This window comes from Jannaschia marina, from assembly GCF_013404595.1.
Taxonomy (GTDB): Bacteria; Pseudomonadota; Alphaproteobacteria; order Rhodobacterales; family Rhodobacteraceae; genus Jannaschia; species Jannaschia marina.
This window is the reverse complement of sequence record NZ_JABVAX010000014.1, coordinates 18,167-39,804: the sequence shown is the minus strand read 5'-3', so window position 1 is coordinate 39,804 and position 21,638 is coordinate 18,167. Positions and strand designations below refer to the sequence as shown.

Here is a 21,638-nt window from a genome sequence, read left to right as displayed (position 1 = left end):
GGGTTGGCAAAAAAGCATTCCTTGAACGTCTATGGTGAGTACAATACCTGTGGGGCGAGTCGAAACCTGGAGTGTTGCTATGACTAAATTCTTTGCATTGACCGCCGCCACGCTCGTGGCCGCCGCGCCGATTGCCGCGACCGCCGACGAGGCCGTGCGCCTCGAGACGGACAAGGCGTCCCAGTCGGCCGGTATTCTCGCCGGTGGCACCGCCCTGACCGCGGGCACCGTCGTGGTCGTCGCCGGCGTCCTTTTCGCCGTCGTCGCGGACGACAGCTCGTCCTCCTCGACCACGCTGGAGCCGGTCGCCGAATAAGGCGATATGCCGAGCGGAGAGATTTGAAGAGGGCAGGTCGATCGGCCTGCCCTTTATCCTTTGCGCAGTCGTCAGGCGCGTCAGGCGCGGCGTTCGAGCACCTCGATCCCCAGAACCGACAGCACCTTCGCCTCGATATCGATGGCGGCGAGGCCCGCGTCGGCGTACATCTGGGCCGGCCCGGCCTGGTCGATGAAGGTATCGGGCAGAACCATGGAGCGGAACTTCAGCCCGGTGTCGAAGACGCCCTCCTCGGCCAGAAGCTGCGCGACGTGGCTGCCGAAGCCGCCGACGGCCCCTTCCTCGATCGTCAGAAGCGCATCGTGATCGGCGGCGAGGCGCAGGATCAGATCGCGATCCAGCGGCTTGGCAAAGCGCGCGTCGGCCACCGTCGGCGTGATCCCGCGCGTGATGAGCCGCTCCCGCGCGGCCTCGACCTCGGCCAACCGGGCCCCGAACGACAGGATCGCGACGCCGGACCCCGCATGGATCAGACGGCCCTTGCCGATTTCGAGCGGGATGCCGCGCTCCGGCATCTCCGCGCCGACGCCCTCTCCCCGCGGAAAGCGGAAGGCGATCGGTCCCGCGTCATGCGCAGCCGCCGTCGCCACCATATGGCGCAGCTCCGCCTCGTCGGCAGCGGCCATGACGGTCATCCCCGGAAGGTTCGACAGATAGGCGATGTCGAAGGATCCGGCGTGTGTCGGCCCGTCCGCGCCCACGAGCCCCGCGCGGTCGATGGCGAAGCGGACCGGCAGGCGCTGCAGGGCGACGTCATGGACGATCTGGTCGTAGCCGCGCTGCAGGAATGTCGAGTAGATCGCACAGAAGGGCTTCATACCGGAGGCGGCGAGCCCCCCGCAGAACGTCACGCCGTGCTGCTCGGCGATGCCGACGTCGAAGCACCGCGCCGGATAGCGCTCGGCGAAGAGGTTGAGGCCGGTGCCGTCCGGCATCGCGGCCGTGACGGCACAGATGCGATCGTCGTCCGCCGCTTCCTGAATGAGGCTCTCGGCGAAGACCTTGGTGTAGCTCGGCGCATTCGAGGGGGCCTTCGACTGGGCTCCGGTCGAGACGTTGAACTTCGCGGTCGCATGTCCGCCGTCGCGGGCCGTTTCGGCCGGGCGGAAGCCCTTGCCCTTCTTGGTGATCGCATGGATCAGGATCGGCCCGGTCGCCCGGGTCTTCACCGCGCGCAGAACGCCAAGCAGCGTCTCCATGTCGTGCCCGTCGATCGGGCCGACATAGCTGAAACCCAGTTCCTCGAAGAGCGTGCCGCCGACGGTCATGCCCTTGAGCATCTCCTTCGCCCGCCGCGCGCCTTCCTGAAACGGGGGCGGCAGGAAACCGACGGCCCCTTTCGCCGCAGCCTTCAGGTCATGGAACGGATTGCCCGCATAGAGCCGCGAGAGATAGCCCGAGAGCGCCCCGACGGGAGGCGCGATCGACATCTCGTTGTCGTTGAGGATGACGATCAGACGCTTGCCCAGGTGCCCCGCGTGGTTCAGCGCCTCGAAGGCCATGCCCCCGGTCAGCGCCCCGTCGCCGATCACCGCGATCGCGTCGCCGTTGCCCGGCGCGCCGAGTTCCCGTCCCATGGCGAAGCCGAGTGCGGCGGAGATGGAGGTCGAGGAATGGGCGGCTCCGAAGGGGTCGTAGTCGCTCTCCGCGCGTTTCGTGAAGCCGGAGAGTCCGTCCTTCTGCCGCAGGGTATTCATGCGCCCGCGCCGCCCCGTCAGAATCTTGTGCGGATAGCACTGGTGCGAGACGTCCCAGATCAGCTTGTCGCGCGGCGTGTCGAAGACGGCATGGAGCGCGACGGTCAGTTCGACCACGCCGAGGCCGGCACCGAGATGCCCACCTGTCTGCGATACCGCGTGGATCGTCTCCGAGCGCAGCTCATCGGCGACCTGCCGCAATTTCCTGTCGCTCAGGGGGCGCAGATCGGCTGGCCCCGCGATCCGGTCGAGCAGGGGGGTCTTGGGAGCATCGGACATCGGGGGCCTCTACTTGTCGCGGGTCACCACATAGCGGGCGACGGCAGCAAGGGTAGCAGCGCGGTCCCCGAAGGGCAAAAGGGCTTCCTGTGCAGATTGAACAAGGGCTTCGGCCCGCGCACGGGCCGCATCTGCGCCCATGAGCGAGACAAAAGTGGCCTTTCCGGCCTGCGCGTCCTTGCCCACGGCCTTGCCGACTGTGGCCGCGTCGCCCTCCACATCAAGCAGGTCGTCCGCGATCTGGAACGCGAGCCCGATGTCGGCCGCATATTGCAGCAGGGGCGCCGCATCGGCCTGCCCCAGAAGGGCTCCGGCGCGGCAGGGCCATTCCAGAAGACGACCCGTCTTCAGGCGCTGCAGTTCGGTAATCTGCGCCAGGTCGAGCGGCTCCGCCGCCGTTTCGGCCGCGATGTCGAGCGCCTGACCGCGCACCATCCCCGCAGCCCCCGCATCGCGCGCAAGCGTCAGCACGAGTTCTGCACGAATCGCCGGATCCGGATGCGTCAGCGGTCCGGACAGCCACTCGAAGGCGGCCGTCTGCAGCGCATCCCCGGCCAGAACGGCGGTCGCCTCGTCCCACTTGCGGTGCACCGTCGGCTGGCCGCGTCGCAGATCGTCGTCGTCCATACAGGGCAGGTCGTCGTGGATCAGCGAATAGGCGTGAACCGCCTCGATCGCCGCTGCTGCCCGAAGGGCCTGGACGCGCGGCACATCGAAGAGCCCGGCGGTCTCGAGCACGAGGAACCCGCGCAGGCGCTTGCCCCCCGCCGTGGCGTAGCGCATGGCATCGGCGACGGGGCCGTCGAAGGGGGCGAGCAGGTCGTGAAGCGCGTCCGCGATCTCGTTCTGCGCGGCGCGCAGGGCCGTCTGGAAGTTCACATGCCCTCGACCGGTTTCGCGCCCGTCGGTTCGCCCTTCGCGTCGAGGGTGATCTGGGCCACCTTCTCCTCGGCGGCCTTGAGCTTGGCGTCGCAGTGCTCCTTCAGTTTCGCCCCGCGCGCATAGAGTTCGATCGACCGCTCGAGCGGCACGTCGCCGGAGTCGAGCTGCGTGACCACCTCTTCCAGCTGCGCAAGCGCCTCCTCGAAGCTCAGGCTCTCGATCTCATCCGCCATTTTCCCGCCTCCGCAGAACGTCCACATGGGCCGCGGCCGAGGCCGCGAGCGCTTCGAGGTCATAGCCCCCTTCGAGACAGGAGACCAGCCGCCCGCCTGCGTGGGCGTCGGCCAGGTCGCAAAGCCGCTCGGTGATCCAGGCGAAGTCTTCCTCCACCCACTCGAGCTGCGCGAGGGGATCGGCGCGGTGGGCGTCGAAGCCGGCGGAGACGAGCACGAGTTCGGGCGCGAAGGCGTCGAGCCGCTCCAGCGCGGGCGCGATCTTGGCGCGGAACGTGCGGCCGTCGGATCCGGGCGGCAGGGGCACGTTGATAACGTTGTCATGGGCTCCGCGCTCCGACCGTTCCCCTGTCCCGGGCCAGAGCGGCGACTGGTGCGAGGTCACGAAGAGCGCGCGGGCTTCCTCCCAGAGCAGATCCTGCGTCCCGTTACCGTGGTGGACATCGAAATCGACCACGGCGACGCGGCTCAGCCCGTGCACTTCGAGTGTGTGTTTCGCGGCGATGGCGACCGTTCCGAAAAGGCAGAAGCCCATGGGCTTCGCCGTCTCCGCGTGGTGGCCCGGCGGGCGCATGGCGACGAAGGCATTGCCGGCCTCCTCGTCGAGCACGGCATCGACCGCCCGACAGGCCGCGCCGACGGCCAGGCGCGCGGCGTGCAGGCTGCCCGGCGACATATAGGTATCCGCGTCGAGCTGCGCCCAGCCTTCGGTGGGCGAGGCGGCGGTGATCGCGTCGAGATAGGCCTGCGGATGGCAGCGCAGGATCTGCGCATCCGTTCCGTCCGGTGCCTCCTCCCGCCGAAGGTCCATATCGTCCAGCGCCGCGCGGATCGCAGGCAGGCGCGCGACCTGTTCGGGGTGGCCCGGCGGGGTCTCGTGCAGGTCCGCGTCCGGGTGGGTGATAAAGAGCGTCATGGTCGTCCTCTGGCCGGAAATACGCCGGGGCGCGCAAGGGGCCGTGCCCCTCCGCCCGTGTCAATCGGGGGCCAGCATGTAGCCTGCGCCGCGCACCGTCTGCAGGTAGCGCGGCTGTTTCGGGTCGGTCTCGAGCTTGCGGCGGAGGCGCGTGATCTGCACGTCGACCGCGCGTTCGCCGGCGGTGTCGCCATCACGGCCCAGCTTCTCGACCAGATCTGCACGGCTCACCGGCTCGTGCGGGGTGGCCGCCAGCACGCGCATCAGCGTCGTCTCCGTCGCCGTCAGGCGGATCGGGTCTTCGCCACGATAGAGCTCGCCCCGGTCGAGATCGTAGCGCGCGGGTCCGAGGTTCAGCGTCTTGGGCATCGCGTTTCCGGCGTTCTGCGGCGCGCGTCGCAGGATCGCCTTTAGCCGCAGGAGCAATTCCTTGGGCTCGAAGGGCTTCGCGAGATAGTCGTCGGCCCCCGATTCGAGGCCGGTGATCCGGTCAGAGGTCTCGCCCTTCGCCGTCAGCATCAGGATGGGCATCTCCCGGCTCTCGCGGATTTCGGCGCAGAGGACGTAGCCGTTGTCGCCCGGCATCATCACGTCGAGGATGGCCATGTCGAAGTCGAGTCCGGCCAACAGGCGACGCGCGTGCTCGGCATCGCGCGCCGCCGTCGTCAGGTAGCCGTTGCGCACGAGGAACTTCTGCAGAAGGCCCCGGATGCGTTCGTCGTCGTCGACCAGCAGGACATGGGCCTGATGGCCGGGCGTGGCATCGTCGGTCATCTGTCGCCTTCCTTGACCGCCGCGAAGTGGCGGCGCAATTCCGGGTCCATCATATGTTCAAGAACTTCCCGAAATCCAGCGACGGAGGCCGGGCCCGCCTCGCGGAAGGCGGCGCGCATCCGCGCGCGCTGCGCGTCCGACAGCCGTTGCTCGAGCGCAGCCCCCGCATCCGTCAGGAAGAGATGCCGCTCCCGCCGGTCGCGCGTGCCCACGCGGCTGTCGACGAGGCCGTCCTCGATCAGCGTCCGCAGGACGCGGTTGAGCGATTGCTTGGTGACGCCGAGGATCGCCAGAAGGTTGTTGACCGTCGTGCCCGGCGTGCGATTGATGAAGTGGATCGCGCGGTGGTGCGCGCGGCCGTAATTCAGGTCCGACAGGATGCGGTCCGGGTCGGCGGTGAAGCCGCGATAGGCGAAGAACATGGCTTCGATCGCCCGGCGCAGTTGCTCGTCGGTCAGAAACAGCAGATTGTCGCTATGTCCCTGGGCCATGCGGTTCCTCCTTGCCGTGAAATTACGTCAGCCTTGTTGACATTCCAAGAGTCGATTGTTACCCACCGTCAGCTTTTGCGCAATATTATGTCCGTTTCGGGCATAAATTGGAAATATATGGGAAGGAGATCGTCATGGCTGGGTCTTATGCCGAGCTTGAGGGCAAAATCTGGATGGACGGCACGCTGGTCGACTGGAAGGACGCGAATGTCCACCTCCTGACCCACGCGATGCACTACGCGAGTTCCGTCTTCGAGGGCGAGCGCGCCTACTCCGGCAAGATCTTCGAGAGCCGCAAGCACTCCGAGCGCCTTCTGGCCAGCGGCCGGGCCCTCGACATGGAGATCCCTTGGACGGTCGACGAGATCGAGGCCGCCAAATACGAGACGATGCGCGCCAACGGGCTCGAGGATGCGTATGTTCGCGTTCTTGCCTGGCGGGGCGCCGGGGAGGACATGGGCGTCAGCTCCGCGCGCAACCCGGTGCGCATGGCCGTCGCGGTCTGGCCCTGGGGCAACTACTACGGCGACGCCAAGACGCGCGGCGCGAAGCTCGACATCGCCAAGTGGAAGCGCCCCTCGCCCGAAACGGCGCCGCACACGGCCAAGGCCGCCGGACTCTACATGATCTGCACGATGTCGAAGCACGCCGCCGAGGCGAAGGGCTGCTCGGACGCCATGATGTTCGACTATCGCGGCTACGTGGCCGAGGCGACGGGGGCGAACATCTTCTTCGTCAAGGACGGTGAGGTCCACACGCCCGATCCCGATTGCTTCCTCAACGGGATCACGCGGCAGACGGTCATGGGGATGCTCAAGGACCGTCAGATCAAGGTCCACGAACGCCACATCATGCCCGAGGAACTGGAAGGCTTCGAGCAATGCTGGCTGACGGGCACAGCGGCCGAGGTCACGCCCGTCGGGCAGATCGGGGACTACAATTTCGAGGTCGGCGCGATGACGCGCGACATCTCCGATGCTTACGAGAAGCTCGTCCGCAGCTGAGGTGACCGGGGGCGACGCGAAACGGCCCCGTTCACGCGAACGGGGCCGTCTTCATGTCGCGATGGCGCAGCGTACTGCGCCGAAAGTGTAGGCCCCCGAAGCGGCGACTGGGTGGGGGCTATGATCCGCCGCCCCGGGGGTGAGCTATTCGCTCCTACACGAAACGGTATGACGGGCCCTGAGGGCGATCCGAGGGAAGGCGCGCGGTCTTGATCGGGTGATTTCGTGGCCGGATGAAGGCGTGGTAAACCTTTGTTAACCATGAATACCGCCGATTACGGGCGCGCGATCCCCGGGGGGCTTGCCTTGTGGGGCTGCCGGGGCCACGTTTCCGGTATGAATGCGCCGACCCCGATCCGGCCCGCACAGGACGCGGTTCATTTCCACCGCACCGAATTGCAGGTCATCCTGTCGCTCTATGGCCGCTTCGTCGCCGCCGGCGAATGGCGCGACTACGGCATTTCCTCGCTGCGCGACGTGGCGATCTTTTCGGTATTCCGGCGCACGGCCGAGCAACCGATGTACCGGATCGAAAAGCGCCCGAAGATGGCGGCGAAGCAGGGGCAGTATTGCGTGATCGGCATGGATGGCCGGATACTGCGGCGCGGGCATGATCTGAAGACGGTGCTGCGGGTGTTGGAGCGCAAGTTGATCCGGGCGGTGGAGTGAGGCAAGGCTTTCAGGCGCAATGGTCGCCTGTCGAGATCCGGAAAACGTTTACGTCCCCGACAGCGCTTTCGATCCGATCAAAGCCTCTCTGTTCATAATACGGTGAGTTCTCGTCCGTGGCGTTTAGATAACAGTCCGTGTAGCCTATCTGCGCCGCCGCGCTGACGGCCGATCGGATCAACCGAAATGCGATACCTCGCCGCCTGAAGTCAGGCTCGACCCATAGTGCCGCGATCCAGGGAGTGAGCGCGGGACGTAGTGGAAGGTCGTCCTCGATCAGAAGTGCCGAACCGAGATACTCCGGGCCATCACAGGCAACGAATGCAGATGGCAGGCAATTAGGTACCGCCATCGCACGGACAGCACGCAGTCCAGCATCGGTGAGCTATCGTGCCTGCGAACTCCGGCCGGTCTTCGAGATGGAAGATGTGCATCTATCCCGTCCGAAGGTGCATGGTAACTAATGGTGCCCTTCGACCCGCCGCCGCATCGCGATCTCGCCGGTTCCCGCGCCGTTCGCTCCCGACGCGATCCGCGCCGCGGCCTGCCCAAGCGGCTCGTAGGCGACGGCCATGTGATGCGCGTTGGCGTGCAGGAGCGTCTCCGCGTCGGACATGAGGCCGACATGGCCCTGCCAGAAGACGAGGTCGCCGCGCTGCGCGGGCTCGTCCGGATGCAGTTCCCGCCCGACGCCGCGTTGCTGATCGCTGTCGCGGGGGCAGTCGGTGCCGCAGGCCACCAGTGCGGCCTGCACGAGCCCCGAGCAGTCGATGCCCCACCGCGAGGAGCCGCCCCAGAGATAGGGCGTGCCGAGGAACATGTCCGCGACGCCGACCGGGTCGGAGAAGCGTGCGCGTAGCGGTTGCAGGTGCCCGGTCGGGATGAAGTGGCCGGTGGAGATCTTCTTGAAGTCGCCGAGGTCGGACGTCACGCGCACGTGGCTGCCGAAGAAGATCGCGACTTCCGGCGGGGCCTTCAGTCGCGCCTTCGGGTACAGATGCGTGGCCGGTGCTGCGACCCAGTGGGTCGCGGCTTCCTGCCGGGTGAGGGCCCCGGCGATGACATAGCCGCAATAGCCGTCGCGGAGGGACTGACCGAAGGCGAAGCCGTCGCGCTCGTCGATCACGCGAAAGGCCTCGCCGAAGAGAAGCTGGCTCGCGCGCTCGCCGCGCGGGCTGTCCGAGAGGTTGACGAGCGGTTGCTGCACCGTGCGCACCGTCCCCTTGACGTAGCGCGTGGCCTCGACGATCCCGCGCAGCTCGTGCGCGGCGGCGTGGCCGTTCGCGGGCGTCATCCGGGGATCGTAGGCGCTCACAGGTCGAGCACCCTTGGCAGCGCGTCGAAGATCGCCCGCGCGCCCATGCCGACGCCGCCCTTGGGCCGGCCCGGCGCGGCCGAGGGCGTCCAGCCGTAGATGTCGAAATGGGCGAAGCGCGGTGTCTCGCGCACGAAGCGGTCTAGGAAGAGCGCGGCCGTGATCGAGCCGGCGAAGCCGCCCGAGGGCGCATTGTCGAGATCGGCGATGCCCGGTTCGATCATCGCGTCGTAGGGGCGGTGGAACGGCATCCGCCAGAGCGGGTCGCGCACGCGCTTGCCCGCCTGCGCAAGTGCCATCGCGAGCGCGTCGTCGTCGGTGTAGAACGGCGCGAGGTCGGGGCCCACGGCGACCCGCGCCGCCCCCGTCAGCGTGGCCATGCAGATCATCAGGTCGGGCGGCGTCTCGTCGGCGAGGGCCAGCGCATCGGCCAGCACAAGGCGGCCCTCGGCGTCGGTGTTGTTGATCTCGACCGTCAGCCCGTTGCGTGCCGTGAGGATGTCGCCGGGGCGGAAGGCATTGCCCGAGACCGCGTTCTCTACCGCGGGGATCAGAACGCGCAGGCGCAGGGGCGTACTCGTCGCCATGATCATATGCGCAAGGCCCAGCACCGTCGCGGCCCCGCCCATGTCCTTCTTCATCAGGCCCATGGAGGCTCCGGGCTTCAGGTTGAGCCCACCGGTATCGAAGCAGACCCCCTTGCCGACGAGCGTGACCTGCGGCCCCTCGGTGCCCCAGCTCAGGTCGATGAGCCGCGGCGCGCGTGTCGAGGCCCGGCCGACCGCGTGGATCATCGGGAAGTTCGAGGCCAGCAACTCGTCGCCCTCGGTGACGTGCAGACGGGCGTCGTGCCGCGTGGCGAGATCACGCACCGCCGCCTCGAGCTCGGCGGGACCCATGTCGGACGCGGGCGTGTTGATAAGGTCGCGGGTCAGGAACTCGCCGGCGGCGATCGCCTCCAGCCGCGTGGCGTCGACGCCCTTCGGCACCTTGAGGCGCGCGGGCTCTCGCTCTTCGCCTGCGTAGCGCGTGAAACCATAGCCTGCGAGAAGCCAGCCGAGCGCGGCTTCCTCCATCTCGTTCGCGGACAGATCGCCCTCGAGCGCGTAAGTGCCGGACTTCAACTGCGTCGCGATGCGCGCCGTCTGAAATCGGACGCGCGCGCGCTCCTTAGCGCCGCCCCAGCCGGCAAGCACCCTGGCGACCGCCATGTCGGGGGCCGGCAGGCGCAGAACCTGCCCGGCGGTTCCGGTGAAATCGCTGGCCGCGACCCAGTCTCGGACGGGCTCGTCCTGCGCGGCGAGCCAGCCGTCGAAGCCTTGCCGGGGGACGATCCGGAGGGGGATGGCCCGCGTGTCGGGGGCGGCGAACTTGGGTGTCATAGGTCCTCGGGGCGCGCAACGGCTCGGCAGAGGACACGATAGCGAAGGCACCCCCCGCCGCAAGGTCCGCGACGGGTTTTGCCCGGCAGGTCAGGCGACGGGCTGGGGCGCGTTGTCCATATGCCACCCTCCGGTGCTGCCCGGCGTGCCGAGACGCTTGAGCCGGGCGACGCAGGCCGCGACCGCGGCCCCGTCGCCGCGCCGGGTGCAGTCGACGACGGCCGCGGCGGTGTCGCGGATCGTCATCATCCCGATCTTGCCGGCAACCGCCTGAAGATCGGTGCAGCTGCGGATGAGGCCCTGGCGGTGATCCTCCTGCGCCCCGACGAGTTGCACGAGCCCCTCGATCCGGTCGAGCGCCTCGGTGATCGTCGCTTCGGCCCGCAGACCTTCGTCGGTGCAGAGCGCGGCCAGAGTGGCATGGTCGAAGGTCACGTCTTCGACGGGTTTCAACTTGACGATGGTGTCGTTCATCGGTTCGATCCTCGGTCAGAAGCCCCCACGGCGTCTGACGTCCGGTCTGCTGGCGGAACGGGGCGAAACTCGGGCAAGCCTTCGGCGATCAAACGTAGAAATCGCTCGAATTGTACGAGCCCCTGCGGTTAGAAGCCCCGGAAACGACGCTGCAGGACGAAGCACATGCGCCAAACTCGACCGCTTCCGGGGTCTCTCGTGCAACGCTATCACGGTTGGAAGGCCACGACCTTCTCCGAGAACGCGGCCTGGTATCGCAAGCTCGCCACCGACGGGCAGCGGCCGCGCGCCATGGTCATCAGCTGCTGCGACAGCCGAGTGCACGTGACGTCGATCTTCGGTGCGGAGCAGGGCGAGTTCTTCATTCATCGCAACATCGCGAACCTCGTGCCGCCCTACGAGCCCGACGGGCAGATGCACGGCACCTCGGCGGCCGTCGAATATGCCGTCACCGCGCTCAAGGTCTCGCAGATCATCGTCCTCGGACATTCGCAGTGCGGCGGCGTGCAGGGGTGCGACGCGATGTGCTCGGGCCATGCGCCGGAACTCGAGGCGAAGGACAGTTTCGTCGGCCGCTGGATGGACCTGCTGCGTCCGGGTTGGGAGGAAGTGCGCGATATCCCCGACGATGCCGAGCGGCGGCAGGCGCTGGAAAAACGTGCGGTGCTGACCTCGATCGACAACCTGATGACGTTTCCCTTCGTAAAGTCTGCCGTGGAGGCGGGCGATCTGGTTCTGCACGCGCTCTGGAACGACATCGTCGAGGGCACGCTCGAATACCACGATGCCCAGACCGACAGTTTTCAGCCGATCTAGGCCGAGGACCCTTGCCCTTGGGGCAATTCAGGCGGCATCGAGCGCTTGTTCAATCTAGTTGGAGTTCAAGACGATGGACCTTTTCGCGCTGGCCGTGGGCAACCTGACCTCGCCGATCATCCTGTCCTTCGCGCTCGGGCTCTTCGCTGCCCTGGCGCGATCCGATCTCTCGATCCCCGAGGCGGTGGCGAAGGGGATGTCGATCTACCTGCTCTTCGCGATCGGCTTCAAGGGCGGTGTCGCCGTCGACGAGGCGGGGCTTTCCGGCACGCTCCTCGGTGCGCTTCTCGGGGCCGTCGTTCTCTCCTTCGCCTTGCCCTTCGCAGCCTATGCGCTCCTGCGCGTTATGACGCGGCTTTCGGCGCTCGACGCGGCCGCGGTCGCCGCGCACTACGGCTCGATCTCGATCGTGACCTTCGTGGCCGGCACCTCCGTCCTCGAAAGCGCGGGCCTTTCCTACGATGGCTGGATGGTCGCCGTCGCCGCCGCGATGGAGGCCCCGGCGATCCTCTCGGCGCTCTGGCTCGTGGCGCGCTCCGGCGGCGGGCGACAGATGGATGGCGAGTTGATGCGCGAGATCCTGTTGAACGGTTCGATCGTCCTGCTGATCGGCAGCTTCGTCATCGGCTGGGTCACCGGGTCCGAGGGCCTCGCGCGGATCGAGAGCTTCATCGTCTCGCCGTTCCAGGGCGTGCTCTGTCTCTTCCTGCTGGACATGGGCCTCGTCGCCGGCCGGGGGCTGCGCAATGCGCGCGGCGTGTTGCGGCCCGGCCTGCTGACGTTCGGTGTAGTGATGCCACTCGTCGGCGCGGCCAGCGGCGCGGCGGCGGGCCTGATCCTCGGGCTCGGCACCGGCAGTACGATGCTCTTCATGGTGCTCGGGGCCTCGGCCAGCTATATCGCCGTACCGGCCGCCATGCGCGTGGCCCTGCCCGAAGCGAACCCCTCCGTCTACCTCACGCTTTCGCTCGGGGTGACGTTTCCGTTCAACCTGACCCTCGGCCTCGCGATCTATCTCGCCGTGGCCCGGTTCCTCACCGGAGGCTGACGACATGCAGACCCACCCCGCCAAGCGCGTCGAGATCATCATCGAAGAGGTCATGGAGAAGCGCCTCACGTCTGCTCTGCTGGGCGCGGATGTGACGGGGTTCACCGTGCTGCCGGTCAAGGGCGGGTCGGGGCGATCGGGCCACTGGAGCCGCGCCGGACAGGTCGGGCGCGCCACGGGTATGGTCTCGGTCGTCTGCATCGTGCGTCCCGACCGCCTCGACACGCTCCTCGAGGCGGCCTTCGCCGTGGTCGAGCCGCATATCGGTGTCGTCTCGGTGACGGACTGCGAAGTTCTGCGCGCCGAGCGGTTCTGACCCCCTATGCCCGACACGAGTTTTGACCAGTACATGCCCGCGCTCGAGCGGATCGACCCGCCGCAGGTTCTGCCGATCCTGCGGAACATCCTTTTCGCCGCCTGTGTCGAGGACGTCTGGGCGCTCCTGCGCGAGACGATGGCCCGCTTCGGCTTCGACCGTATCAACTACAGCTATGCGCCCGCGCTCCGCGATCCGGCTCAGGCGAGCCGATCGCTCCGGTTCACGCTGACGAGCCATCCGAACCCGCGGGTCGCCACCGTCTATCGCGGTGCGCTTCTCGACCGCTCGCCCATGCGGCGCTGGGCGAGCGAGAACGTGGGCGCGATCAGCTGGTCCCGGCAGCCCGACCTCCTGCGTTCCTACGACATGGTCGAGGAGGGGCCGGCGCTGAACGCGCTCCTGGCCGAACTCGGCTTCCATGCGGGCTATACGCTGGGCTTCCCGCGGACGGCCGAGACGGGCAAGGGCGCGATGGGCCTCACGGCGCGCGCCGATTTCGACCAGGCGGACGTCGATGTCATCTGGGCGCGGCACGGCACGGCCATCGAAGCACTCGCCGGGGCGGCGCACGCCCGGATGGTGCAGCTGCCGCTCGTGTTGCCCCACGTCTCGCTGACCGACCGGCAGCGGGCGATCCTGAACTGGATCGCCGACGGCAAGACCGTTCAGGACGTCGCGCTGCTCCTCGACCGGTCGGTCGGCGCGATCGAGAAGCAGCTGCGCGAGGCGCGGACGCGGCTGGGCGTCGAGACGACGGCCCATGCCATCGCCCGCGTCGCGCTCCTCAATCAGTTGAGCGTGCCCGGCTCGTCCTGAGGTTCAGGGCTGCCATTCGAGCCGCTCGCCCTCGGGCCATTCGAGGGTGACGCCGATCTCCACCTCGACTTCCGCCCCGGCGGCGACCTCCAGATCCCACTGCGCCACGCCGCGCCGATCCTCGACGTTGCGCGCGTCGGGCTCGGGCGTCGTCGTGATCGCGACCTCCAGGTCCTCCTCTTCTGAGTAAGGCAGGGCGAAGCGCGTCTCGACCACTTCCGGCTCGGTCGACAGATTGCGGACCCGGAACAGCAGATCCTGTTGCCGCGTGCCGGAGGTAAAGAAAAGGCCCCGGTCCCCGGTCGAGTTGAGCCGGCGGATGAATTCCAGCCGCAGATGCTCCTGCGGGCCGAAGGCCAGCTCCACCTCGTCCCCCGCAGGCATCAGCGGCAGGCGCGACTCGCCGATGCGCGCGCCCTCCCGGTAGAGCGTCGCCGCGCCGGGCAAGAGGGGCTCGCCGGTCGAATTGGTCAGCTCCGCCATCAGGAAGGCCGTCTGATCGACCCTCGGGTTCGCACGGTTGAAGACCCGCGCGTCGAGCGTCTGCGTATCGAGCGCCAGCGTCACGCTGCCGCCCGCGGGGAGCGTAACGGGCTCGGGGTAGTCGTAGGTAACGACCGGGCCGTCGAAATTGGCCTGCGCCACAACCGGCTCCGCCATGGCCGCGGGCCGCGGCGGGGCGCGAAAGACGCTTTCGGACGCCGCGCCGAGGTCCGCCTCCTCACGGGCCCGTTCCGGTTCTTCCTGCCGCAAGCGCGCCTGATCCGGGAAGACGGGGTTCGGCGCGGTCTGCGCGAAGGGATCGGCGGTCGAAAGCGTCACCGCCACGTCGGTGAGCGGCAGGTCGGTGCGCTGCCAGACGTCCACCTTGCGATCGAGCGTGACGACATCGTCCGCCCCGAGGCTCACGTCGTACTTCGTGGCCCAGCCCGCCTGATCCGAAAAGCTCTCGATCTCGAGCGTGACCGACCCGGCCTCTGCCATCGTCACGCCGACCGCCAGAAGCGACAGCGGCCCGAGGTTCGCACCTGTCGCCCGCAGGTCGATCCGGGCCTGGGCGAGGTCGCGCTCGGCCTCCTCCACCGCGCGCTCGGCGGTGCGCAGTTCCGCGCGTGCGTCGGTGCGTGCCACTTCGGCCGGTGCGACCCGGGTGGCAAGCAGGTCGAGCGTCGCCTCCATCGCCTTGGCGTCGAGCTCCGACAACGACTCGCCGCCGAGCGACCGCAGGAAGGAGAGTTGATCCTCGGCCGACTTCATCGCCGCCGCGGCGCGCAGTCGCGCGTCCTCGGCCTCATGCGCCGCTTCCTCGGCAGCGAGCAGCGCCTCATGCGCGGTCTGCTGTGCGGGCGTCAGGAAGGTGCGGCCGTCGGCGATTGCCTCGGGCAGGATCTCGACCGCGCCGAGGGTTCCGTTCGACAGGGCGATATCCGGCAGTCCGTGTCCGCCAGAATAGGGCACCAGCAGCCGATGCGTGCCTGCCGGCAAATCGACAGTGCCGCTGCGAAGAAGGGTCGCGCCCTGCAGATAGATCTCGGCCTCGGTTACCGGGGCGGGCAGATTGAAATCCGCGGCAAAACCGGCGGCCGGCATGAAAAGAAGTGTTGTGGAGAGAAGAATTTGGCGCATGAAAAGGCCCCCGAAAAATGTAATCGGGGGCCAGTGTCGCGCGGCGGGCCGACGGTGTCAGCCCTTGTAATTGCGTCAGTGTTTCTTAAGCACCCGCTCGCCCAGCGTCTCGGCGATCTGGACCGCGTTGAGCGCCGCGCCCTTGCGCAGGTTGTCGGAGACGCACCAGAGGTTCAGGCCGTTCTCGATGGTCGAGTCCTGCCGGATGCGGCTGATGAAGGTGGCGAAGTCGCCCACGCATTCGATCGGCGTGACGTAGCCGCCGTCCTCGCGCTTGTCGACGACCAGGATGCCCGGGGCCTGGCGCAGGATATCGAGTGCCTCATCCTCGTCGAGGAACTCCTCGAACTCGATGTTGATCGCCTCGGAGTGGCCGACGAAGACCGGCACGCGCACGCAGGTGGCCGTGACCTTGATCGACGGATCGACGATCTTCTTCGTCTCCGCGACCATCTTCCACTCTTCCTTTGTGGAGCCGTCCTCCATGAAGACGTCGATGTGGGGGATGACATTGAAGGCGATCTGCTTGGTGTAGACCTGCGGTTCCTTCTCCTGACCCGGCACGTACATGCCCTTGGTCTGGTCCCAGAGCTCGTCGATCGCGTCCTTTCCCGTGCCCGACACCGACTGATAGGTCGAGACGACGACGCGCTTGATGCGCGCGCGGTCATGGAGCGGCTTGAGCGCCACGACCATCTGCGCGGTCGAGCAGTTCGGGTTCGCGATGATGTTCTTCTTGGCGTAGCCGTCGACGGCCTCCGGGTTCACCTCCGGCACGACAAGCGGCACATCCGGGTCGTAGCGGTAGAGCGAGGAGTTGTCGATCACGACGCAGCCGGCCTTGGCGGCGACGGGCGCGTACTTCTTCGTGGCGTCCGATCCGATGGCGAAGAAGGCGATGTCCCAGCCGGTGAAGTCGAACGTCTCGAGATCCTTCGTCTTCAGTGTCTCGTCCCCGAAGCTCACTTCCGTCCCGAGCGACCGCCGCGACGCAAGCGCGGTGATCTCATCGACGGGAAACTGGCGTTCGGCCAGGATGTTCAGCATTTCGCGGCCCACGTTCCCCGTGGCGCCGCAGACGACGACCTTGTAGCCCATCATATCCTCCGAAGGGTTGGGGAGCGGGGGCGGGCTATACCCGAAACACCGCGGGGGCAAGCGCCGGTGGTCACAGGCCCGCGAAGGGTGACCGCAGAGCCGCGTCTTTAGCGACGCCGGCCCAGTCGCGTGTCGCGGCTTCTGTCGTCGCATCGCTCCGGGACGGTCGACGGCCACGCGGGTCATTTCCGCCAGAGCAGCAGCAGCGATCGCGGCTGGTCATCCCCTTTGTGCCAGCGCCTCCAGCAGCTCCCACTTCTGCTTGTCCTTGCGGTCTTCGATGCCCGCCTCGCCCGCTGCCTCGTAGATCTCCGCCCGTGGTTTGCCAAGCCAGCGGGCCAGGGCATCCTCGACCGGTCCATCGAGCGCGTCGAGGAGGTCGTCGCGCGTCATATCGTTGTGGCCCTTGACCTTCTGGACGCGTCCGAGATCCTTCAGCGCGCCGACCGTCAGCTCTTCCAGGTCAACCGCCATCGGACAGCGCCTCGACCAGCTCGGCCTTGTCCATGTCCGACCGACCCTCGATGTCGCGGTCCTGTGCCATGTCCATCAACTCGTCCTTGGTCTTCTGCTCGAGCGCGACCTTGGAGCCCTTGCCGCGCCCGTTCTCGTCGGTCGCGGCCTCGATCGCGTCGAGGAGCGCGTCCTTGTCCATGTCGCTGCGGCCCTCGATGTGGAGGTCTCGGGCGCGCTCCATCAGCATCTCCTTGGTGGGGCCGTCCTCCTTGATGCGGGCGACTTTCTCCTTCACGTCGTCCGGCTGGTCGACGAACTGGGCCGTTCCGTCCTTCTTCTTCTGGGTGGAGCGCGCGTATTCGTCTTCGGTCAGGAGCATCCGGACCTTCTTCGGCAGGTAGCGTTCACCCGTCTCGGCGCTCTCGCCGCCCGACTTCGTGCCCCAGTCCTCCTCGGTCCACTCGTGGAGGTCGGTTTCGTCCTGATCGGGGCCGTCGTCGGCATAGCCGCCGCCGCGCTTCTTGTATTCCTGCACCGCCATCTGGGCCTTGCGCGCCGACCACTGGCCGGGCTCGCCGCCCTTGTCGGACTGCATCATCTCGTCCTTCACCTCTTCCCAGAGGTCGGGATCGGTCTTCTTCGCGTCACTCATCTCGGGGGCCTCCTATGCCGGGAGAACCGCGTCCGGCCCGATTCGGTTCAGTCGGTGCTGTCGGGCGCGAAGAGGTAGATGACGCAACCGAGGGCCAGCACGACGGCGAAGACGCCGAAGAGGGTCTGGAACCCGGCGAGCCCTTCGCCCGCGGCGCGGAAGACCGGGCCCGTGGCGAACTGCGCGATGCCGACGCCGCCGATGGAGAAGAGGTTGAGCAGGGTGACGCCCCGGCCGGTCAGGTGGGCGGGGAAGAAGGCGCGCCCGTGCGCCACGCAGAGCGCATAGCTCGACCCGAGTGCCCCGATCGCCGCCAGCAGCGCCGCGCTGGCCCAGAGGCCGGGCACCGGCTGCCACCAAAGGATCGCGAGCATCGCCGCGCCGAGAAGGTTGCCGGTCAGAACCACCCACTTGCGGGTGCCGAAGATGCGGTCGGCGGGCGCATAGACGAAGTTGCCCGCGATCATCGCCGCCGCCATGACGAGCGTGACCGTCCCGACGAACGCGACGTCGTAGATCTCGGCGATGTAGGGGCCGACCCAGAGACCGCGCAGTCCCGCGGCCGGCGCGTAGTTCACGAGGAGCATCGGCAGGATGAACCAGATCGCCCGGATACGCAGCACGTCGAGGAGCGAGCCGCGCTCTCCGCCCTCCACCGCCTCGGGGTCGCGGACGAAAGCCCAACAGCCGAGGGCCGTTGCCGCCGTCAGCATGGCCAGTGCCTGCATCGCGCCGCGCCACCCGAGGAGGTCCGCCGCCCAGCCGAGCGGCACGCTGGCCGCGATGTTGCCGAGCGAGCCGACCCCGACGAGGACGCCGGCCAGCGTGGCGAAGACGCGGGCAGAGAAGACGCGGGCGAAGATGAAGTAGCTTGCCATCAGCACGGGCGCGCAACCGGCACCGATAAGCCCCATGGCGAGGTCGATGTGCCAGCCCTCGGTGGCGATGGCGAAGAGCGCGGCTCCGCCTCCACCGCAGACCCCGAGGAGCAACGCGGCCGTCCGGCGCGGACCGACCCGGTCGAGCGCCCAGCCCACCGGCAGCTGCATCGCCGCGAAGGTCAGGAACCAGATGCCCGAGGCGCGGCTGAGCGTGGCCGGATCGACGCCGAGGTCGGCGGTCAGATCGGGGGCGAGGACGGCGAGAAAGGCGCGGTAGAACTGGCTGAGCACATAGGCCAGCGTCAGGATCGCGATGCCGGTCTTCACGGTGCCACCTCGGAGCGCGCGCGCCGCCCGCGCCAGAGCGCCGTTCCGATGAGGGCCCACCCCAGAAGACCCTTGCCGTGGTCCGAGAGCGTCGGTTCGGCGCGGAACGTCAGCAATCGGACGACGTCGACCGGGCCGGGCGGATGCTTGACCACGATCTGCCACGGCAGCCCGTCGAAGATGGCCTGATAGTAGAGGTAATAGACCTGCGGAGAGAGCCAGACGAACGCCCAGAAGAGCAGAAGCGCCGCGGGCAGGCCGATACGCCGGCCGCGCCGGGCGATCCCGACGACGAGCGCGATCCCGGCGGCGGACAAAAGCAGCGTCACGATCAGGAGGCCGATCTGCTCGCCACCCGTGAGGGTGTGGAAGCTGTCATCGGGGTAGCCGAAATCCATGTCTCCTCCCGGCCGCGCCGCGCGGTCGTCCGCCGTTCCTGCCACTCCCCGCGCTTGCCGCCTAGCCCCCGCCTGCGCTAAGTCCGCGCAAAACCGCATGAGGTCCTTTCCTGTCCAAGCCGGCCCATCCCTTCGCCCGCCTGTGGCGCGGCTACCTGCGCCGGCACCTCTGGTGGATCGCGCTCGGGGCCCTCCTGATGAGCGTCGAGGGCGGCACGGTCGGCGTGCTGGCGTGGATGCTGGAGCCGATGTTCGACCTCGTCTTCGTCGAGGGACGTGCCGATGCCGTCGGCTGGGTCGGTCTCGCCATCCTGTCGCTCTTCGTGCTGCGCGGGGCCGCGGGTGTGGCGCAACGCGTGGTCATGGCCCGGGTCGCCTTCACGGCCTCGTCCCGGCTTCAGCAGGATCTGCTCGAACACGTCCTGCGGCTCGACAGCGCCTACTTCAGCCGCAACTCCCCGGGTCAGCTCATCGAGCGGGTGCAGGGCGACGTGCAGGCCATCCAGACCATGTGGGTCCAGCTCATCACCGGGGTCGGGCGCGATGCCGTGGGGCTGATCTCGCTGATGGTCGTGGCACTCTCGGTCGATCCGGTCTGGACGGCGGTGGCCATCGTCGGCGCGCCCCTTCTGGTGCTGCCGAGCCTCGTGGTGCAGCGCTACATCCGCAAGAAGGCGTTCCGCCTGCGGGAGATCGCCGGGCGGCGCACGACGCGGCTCGACGAGATCTTCCATGGGATCACGCCGATCAAGCTCAATGCGATGGAAACCTATCAGCAGGCCCGCTTCCGCAGCGCGACCGAAGATATGGTGCGCGCCACGATCCGCACGCAGGCGGGTCAGGCCACGGTGCCGGCGCTCGTCGATTTCGCCATCGGCTTCGGCTTCTTCGCCGTGCTGCTCTATGGCGGGCCGCAGATCATCGCGGGCGAGAAGACGGTGGGCGAATTCATGGCCTTCTTCACCGCCATGTCGCTCGCCTTTCAACCGCTTCGTCGCCTCGCCAACATGTCGGGGGCGTGGCAGACGATGAATGCCTCGCTCGACCGGATCTATGCGCTGCGCGATACGGTGCCCACCATCGTCGATCCGGTGACGCCCGCCGCGGCGCGGCCGGCCTCCACCGAGATCGTCTTCGACGACGTCCACCTCGCCTATGGCGACAATCCGGTGCTTCGCGGTGTCGACTTCACCGTGCCCGAGGGCACGACGACGGCGCTCGTCGGTCTGTCGGGGGCGGGGAAGTCGACGGTGTTCAACGTGCTGACCCGCATGGTCGACCCGGAGGCGGGCCGGGTCACGATCGGCGGACAGGCGCTCGGCGACTACCGGCTCGCGGAGCTGCGGGGGCTCTTCTCGGTCGTGTCGCAGGATACGCTCCTCTTCGACGAGAGCCTGCGCGAAAACCTCCTCCTCGGGCGTACCGACATATCGGAGGAGGCGCTCCGCTCGGCGCTCGACGCGGCCCATGTCTCCGACTTCCTGACCGACCTGCCGCAGGGCCTCGAAAGCCCGGCCGGGCCGCGCGGTTCCAACCTCTCGGGCGGGCAGCGGCAGAGGGTCGCCATCGCGCGCGCGCTTCTGCGCGACACGCCGATCCTGCTCCTCGACGAGGCGACCTCGGCGCTCGACACCAAATCCGAGCGTCTGGTGCAGAACGCATTGAACCGCCTGTCGCAGCAGCGCACGACCCTCGTGATCGCCCACCGTCTCTCGACCATCCGGGAGGCGGACGAGATCCTCGTGCTCGACAAGGGCCGGGTCGCCGAGCGCGGCACTCACGCCGAGCTTCTGGACCGGGCGGGTCTCTACACGCAGCTGCACGGGATGCAGTTCGGGGCCGATCAGACCTGAAGCGCCCGCGCCCTCATCGCCTCGTAGAAGGTCAGCGCCGCCCGCAGCAGGTCGCCGCGCGTGACCGGGGGCATTGGCCCCTCGGGCCCGGCGAACCCGGTCGAGCGGTGGACCGCCCCGTACCAATGCGCGGCCCAGACGCCATCGGCCGGGTGCCCACCCGCGGGCCATTCGAGCATCGCCGCATCGAACGGCAGGCCGATCTCGGCGCAGATCCGCCTGAGCATCGCGGCCGGATCCTGCCGCAGGTCGGCGGTGTCGACCACGAGGCCGCCGAACCGATCGTAGAGCGTGGCCTGCGCGGCGAAAGCGATGTCGGCTTCGGTGATCTCGTCCCGCTTGGCACCGTAGCTCGCGATCACCCGCGCCGGATGGCGGATCAGATGCAGATGCACCGCCCCCTCGGCCCAGTCGAGCGGCATGCCGTCGACCATGTGGTGCGCCATGTGCTTCTGGTAGCCGTGTCGCATCGGCGGTGCGGCACAACGCCGGGCGACGTCGGCGGGGTCGGTCGGCTGGCTCGCCAAGATCGCGTCTCGCATCGGATGATCGAGGCCGGTGCGTGCGAGGTAGGCGGCATAGAAAGGCTCGTCCATCACCTCGACGTCGGCGCGGTTGCCGAAGGCATACATCATGGCAGTGGAGAGGTTCCGCGGCCCGGACCAGGCGACGATCTTCATGGGCACCTCCCGCATGGCACGCGGGAGAGACCCGCACGCCCCTCGTCCGATGCGGCGCGCGCGCGGTCAAGGGGGCGTGCCCTGCCCCTGCAGTCGAGCCATGCAAGCGCGGAGGTTGATCTCCGGTGCATGACGCTAGGTCAATAACACAGGGCCGGGCCAGCCCTCTTTCGGATCAATCGGGCGCGGACGGACCGCAAGGAACGGAGACAGAC

At 68.0% G+C, this 21,638-nt stretch carries 25 protein-coding genes; 8 read left to right on the top strand and 17 right to left on the bottom strand.

All coding sequences use genetic code 11. The features are described from left to right. Positions 1–79: 79 nt before the first annotated feature. Positions 80–316 (top strand): hypothetical protein, encoded by a 237-nt coding sequence (locus tag HSX43_RS16570; protein ID WP_179381248.1) that lies wholly within the window; start codon positions 80–82, stop codon positions 314–316. Positions 317–396: 80 nt separating this feature from the next. Here the strand turns inward: HSX43_RS16570 and dxs are convergent, their stop codons facing one another. The 6 genes from dxs to HSX43_RS16540 are packed head-to-tail and all read right to left on the bottom strand — an operon-like array spanning position 397 to position 5,609. Further along, positions 397–2,313, bottom strand: coding sequence for a 1-deoxy-D-xylulose-5-phosphate synthase (gene dxs, locus HSX43_RS16565; protein WP_179381247.1), 1,917 nt, complete (start codon positions 2,311–2,313; stop codon positions 397–399). Between the two features lie 9 nt (positions 2,314–2,322). Next, positions 2,323–3,192, bottom strand: a complete 870-nt coding sequence (locus tag HSX43_RS16560; protein ID WP_407929387.1) for a polyprenyl synthetase family protein — start codon at positions 3,190–3,192, stop codon at positions 2,323–2,325. Then, positions 3,189–3,428, bottom strand: coding sequence for an exodeoxyribonuclease VII small subunit (locus HSX43_RS16555; RefSeq protein WP_208454644.1), 240 nt, complete (start codon positions 3,426–3,428; stop codon positions 3,189–3,191). The genes HSX43_RS16560 and HSX43_RS16555 overlap by 4 nt, the downstream gene beginning before the upstream one ends. Then, complete coding sequence (locus HSX43_RS16550) at positions 3,418–4,344, bottom strand: histone deacetylase family protein (protein WP_179381246.1); 927 nt, start codon at positions 4,342–4,344, stop codon at positions 3,418–3,420. Before HSX43_RS16550 ends, HSX43_RS16555 begins: the two co-directional genes overlap by 11 nt. A gap of 60 nt (positions 4,345–4,404) precedes the next feature. After that, entirely contained in the window at positions 4,405–5,118 is a 714-nt protein-coding gene (locus HSX43_RS16545; protein WP_179381245.1) for a response regulator, read from the bottom strand. Then, on the bottom strand, positions 5,115–5,609 hold the full coding sequence (locus HSX43_RS16540) for a MarR family winged helix-turn-helix transcriptional regulator (protein ID WP_179381244.1): 495 nt from the start codon (positions 5,607–5,609) through the stop codon (positions 5,115–5,117). Before HSX43_RS16540 ends, HSX43_RS16545 begins: the two co-directional genes overlap by 4 nt. A 134-nt stretch (positions 5,610–5,743) precedes the next feature. Between HSX43_RS16540 and HSX43_RS16535 the strand changes: the two genes are divergently transcribed. Continuing rightward, on the top strand, positions 5,744–6,613 hold the full coding sequence (locus HSX43_RS16535; RefSeq protein ID WP_179381243.1) for a branched-chain amino acid aminotransferase: 870 nt from the start codon (positions 5,744–5,746) through the stop codon (positions 6,611–6,613). A 336-nt stretch (positions 6,614–6,949) separates the two neighbouring features. Continuing rightward, complete coding sequence (locus tag HSX43_RS16530; RefSeq protein WP_179381242.1) at positions 6,950–7,282, top strand: DUF2794 domain-containing protein; 333 nt, start codon at positions 6,950–6,952, stop codon at positions 7,280–7,282. Between the two features lie 10 nt (positions 7,283–7,292). Here the strand turns inward: HSX43_RS16530 and HSX43_RS20040 are convergent, their stop codons facing one another. From HSX43_RS20040 to HSX43_RS16510, 4 genes are all read right to left on the bottom strand, one after another. Further along, positions 7,293–7,634, bottom strand: a complete 342-nt coding sequence (locus HSX43_RS20040) for a GNAT family N-acetyltransferase (RefSeq protein ID WP_179381241.1) — start codon at positions 7,632–7,634, stop codon at positions 7,293–7,295. 108 nt (positions 7,635–7,742) lie between these two features. Then, positions 7,743–8,597: a C40 family peptidase gene (locus tag HSX43_RS16520; protein ID WP_328795461.1), complete on the bottom strand. Its 855-nt coding sequence runs from the start codon at positions 8,595–8,597 to the stop codon at positions 7,743–7,745. Next, the gene (locus HSX43_RS16515; RefSeq protein WP_179381240.1) at positions 8,594–9,979 is read right to left on the bottom strand and encodes a leucyl aminopeptidase family protein; all 1,386 of its coding nucleotides are present in this window, start codon (positions 9,977–9,979) and stop codon (positions 8,594–8,596) included. The genes HSX43_RS16520 and HSX43_RS16515 overlap by 4 nt, the downstream gene beginning before the upstream one ends. 90 nt (positions 9,980–10,069) lie before the next feature. Next, the gene (locus HSX43_RS16510; RefSeq protein WP_179381239.1) at positions 10,070–10,453 is read right to left on the bottom strand and encodes a hypothetical protein; all 384 of its coding nucleotides are present in this window, start codon (positions 10,451–10,453) and stop codon (positions 10,070–10,072) included. A gap of 165 nt (positions 10,454–10,618) precedes the next feature. Between HSX43_RS16510 and HSX43_RS16505 the strand changes: the two genes are divergently transcribed. The 4 genes from HSX43_RS16505 (at position 10,619) to HSX43_RS16490 (ending at position 13,452) form a co-directional block, all read left to right on the top strand. Beyond that, complete coding sequence (locus HSX43_RS16505) at positions 10,619–11,269, top strand: carbonic anhydrase (protein ID WP_179381238.1); 651 nt, start codon at positions 10,619–10,621, stop codon at positions 11,267–11,269. Positions 11,270–11,342: 73 nt separating this feature from the next. Continuing rightward, positions 11,343–12,317 (top strand): sodium-dependent bicarbonate transport family permease, encoded by a 975-nt coding sequence (locus HSX43_RS16500; RefSeq protein WP_179381237.1) that lies wholly within the window; start codon positions 11,343–11,345, stop codon positions 12,315–12,317. Between the two features lie 4 nt (positions 12,318–12,321). Then, the gene (locus HSX43_RS16495; RefSeq protein WP_179381236.1) at positions 12,322–12,633 is read left to right on the top strand and encodes a P-II family nitrogen regulator; all 312 of its coding nucleotides are present in this window, start codon (positions 12,322–12,324) and stop codon (positions 12,631–12,633) included. A 6-nt stretch (positions 12,634–12,639) separates the two neighbouring features. Beyond that, a complete protein-coding gene (locus HSX43_RS16490) occupies positions 12,640–13,452 on the top strand; it encodes a helix-turn-helix transcriptional regulator (protein ID WP_179381235.1) in 813 nt (270 codons plus the stop codon). A 3-nt stretch (positions 13,453–13,455) separates the two neighbouring features. Here the strand turns inward: HSX43_RS16490 and HSX43_RS16485 are convergent, their stop codons facing one another. The 6 genes from HSX43_RS16485 to HSX43_RS16460 form a co-directional block, all read right to left on the bottom strand. Beyond that, positions 13,456–15,078 (bottom strand): DUF4139 domain-containing protein, encoded by a 1,623-nt coding sequence (locus tag HSX43_RS16485; protein ID WP_179381234.1) that lies wholly within the window; start codon positions 15,076–15,078, stop codon positions 13,456–13,458. A gap of 75 nt (positions 15,079–15,153) precedes the next feature. Continuing rightward, entirely contained in the window at positions 15,154–16,176 is a 1,023-nt protein-coding gene (locus tag HSX43_RS16480; protein ID WP_179381233.1) for an aspartate-semialdehyde dehydrogenase, read from the bottom strand. Positions 16,177–16,395: 219 nt separating this feature from the next. Further along, the gene (locus HSX43_RS16475) at positions 16,396–16,650 is read right to left on the bottom strand and encodes a hypothetical protein (protein ID WP_179381232.1); all 255 of its coding nucleotides are present in this window, start codon (positions 16,648–16,650) and stop codon (positions 16,396–16,398) included. Continuing rightward, positions 16,640–17,284 (bottom strand): Rho termination factor N-terminal domain-containing protein, encoded by a 645-nt coding sequence (locus HSX43_RS16470; RefSeq protein ID WP_179381231.1) that lies wholly within the window; start codon positions 17,282–17,284, stop codon positions 16,640–16,642. Before HSX43_RS16470 ends, HSX43_RS16475 begins: the two co-directional genes overlap by 11 nt. Before the next feature lie 47 nt (positions 17,285–17,331). Then, entirely contained in the window at positions 17,332–18,492 is a 1,161-nt protein-coding gene (locus HSX43_RS16465) for an MFS transporter (RefSeq protein ID WP_179381230.1), read from the bottom strand. Then, on the bottom strand, positions 18,489–18,890 hold the full coding sequence (locus HSX43_RS16460; protein WP_179381229.1) for a hypothetical protein: 402 nt from the start codon (positions 18,888–18,890) through the stop codon (positions 18,489–18,491). The genes HSX43_RS16465 and HSX43_RS16460 overlap by 4 nt, the downstream gene beginning before the upstream one ends. A gap of 197 nt (positions 18,891–19,087) precedes the next feature. Between HSX43_RS16460 and HSX43_RS16455 the strand changes: the two genes are divergently transcribed. Continuing rightward, entirely contained in the window at positions 19,088–20,743 is a 1,656-nt protein-coding gene (locus HSX43_RS16455; protein ID WP_179381228.1) for an ABC transporter ATP-binding protein, read from the top strand. Here the strand turns inward: HSX43_RS16455 and HSX43_RS16450 are convergent. Continuing rightward, the gene (locus HSX43_RS16450; RefSeq protein ID WP_179381227.1) at positions 20,734–21,423 is read right to left on the bottom strand and encodes a sulfotransferase-like domain-containing protein; all 690 of its coding nucleotides are present in this window, start codon (positions 21,421–21,423) and stop codon (positions 20,734–20,736) included. The two genes, HSX43_RS16455 and HSX43_RS16450, sit on opposite strands and share 10 nt — an antisense overlap. Positions 21,424–21,638: the final 215 nt, after the last annotated feature.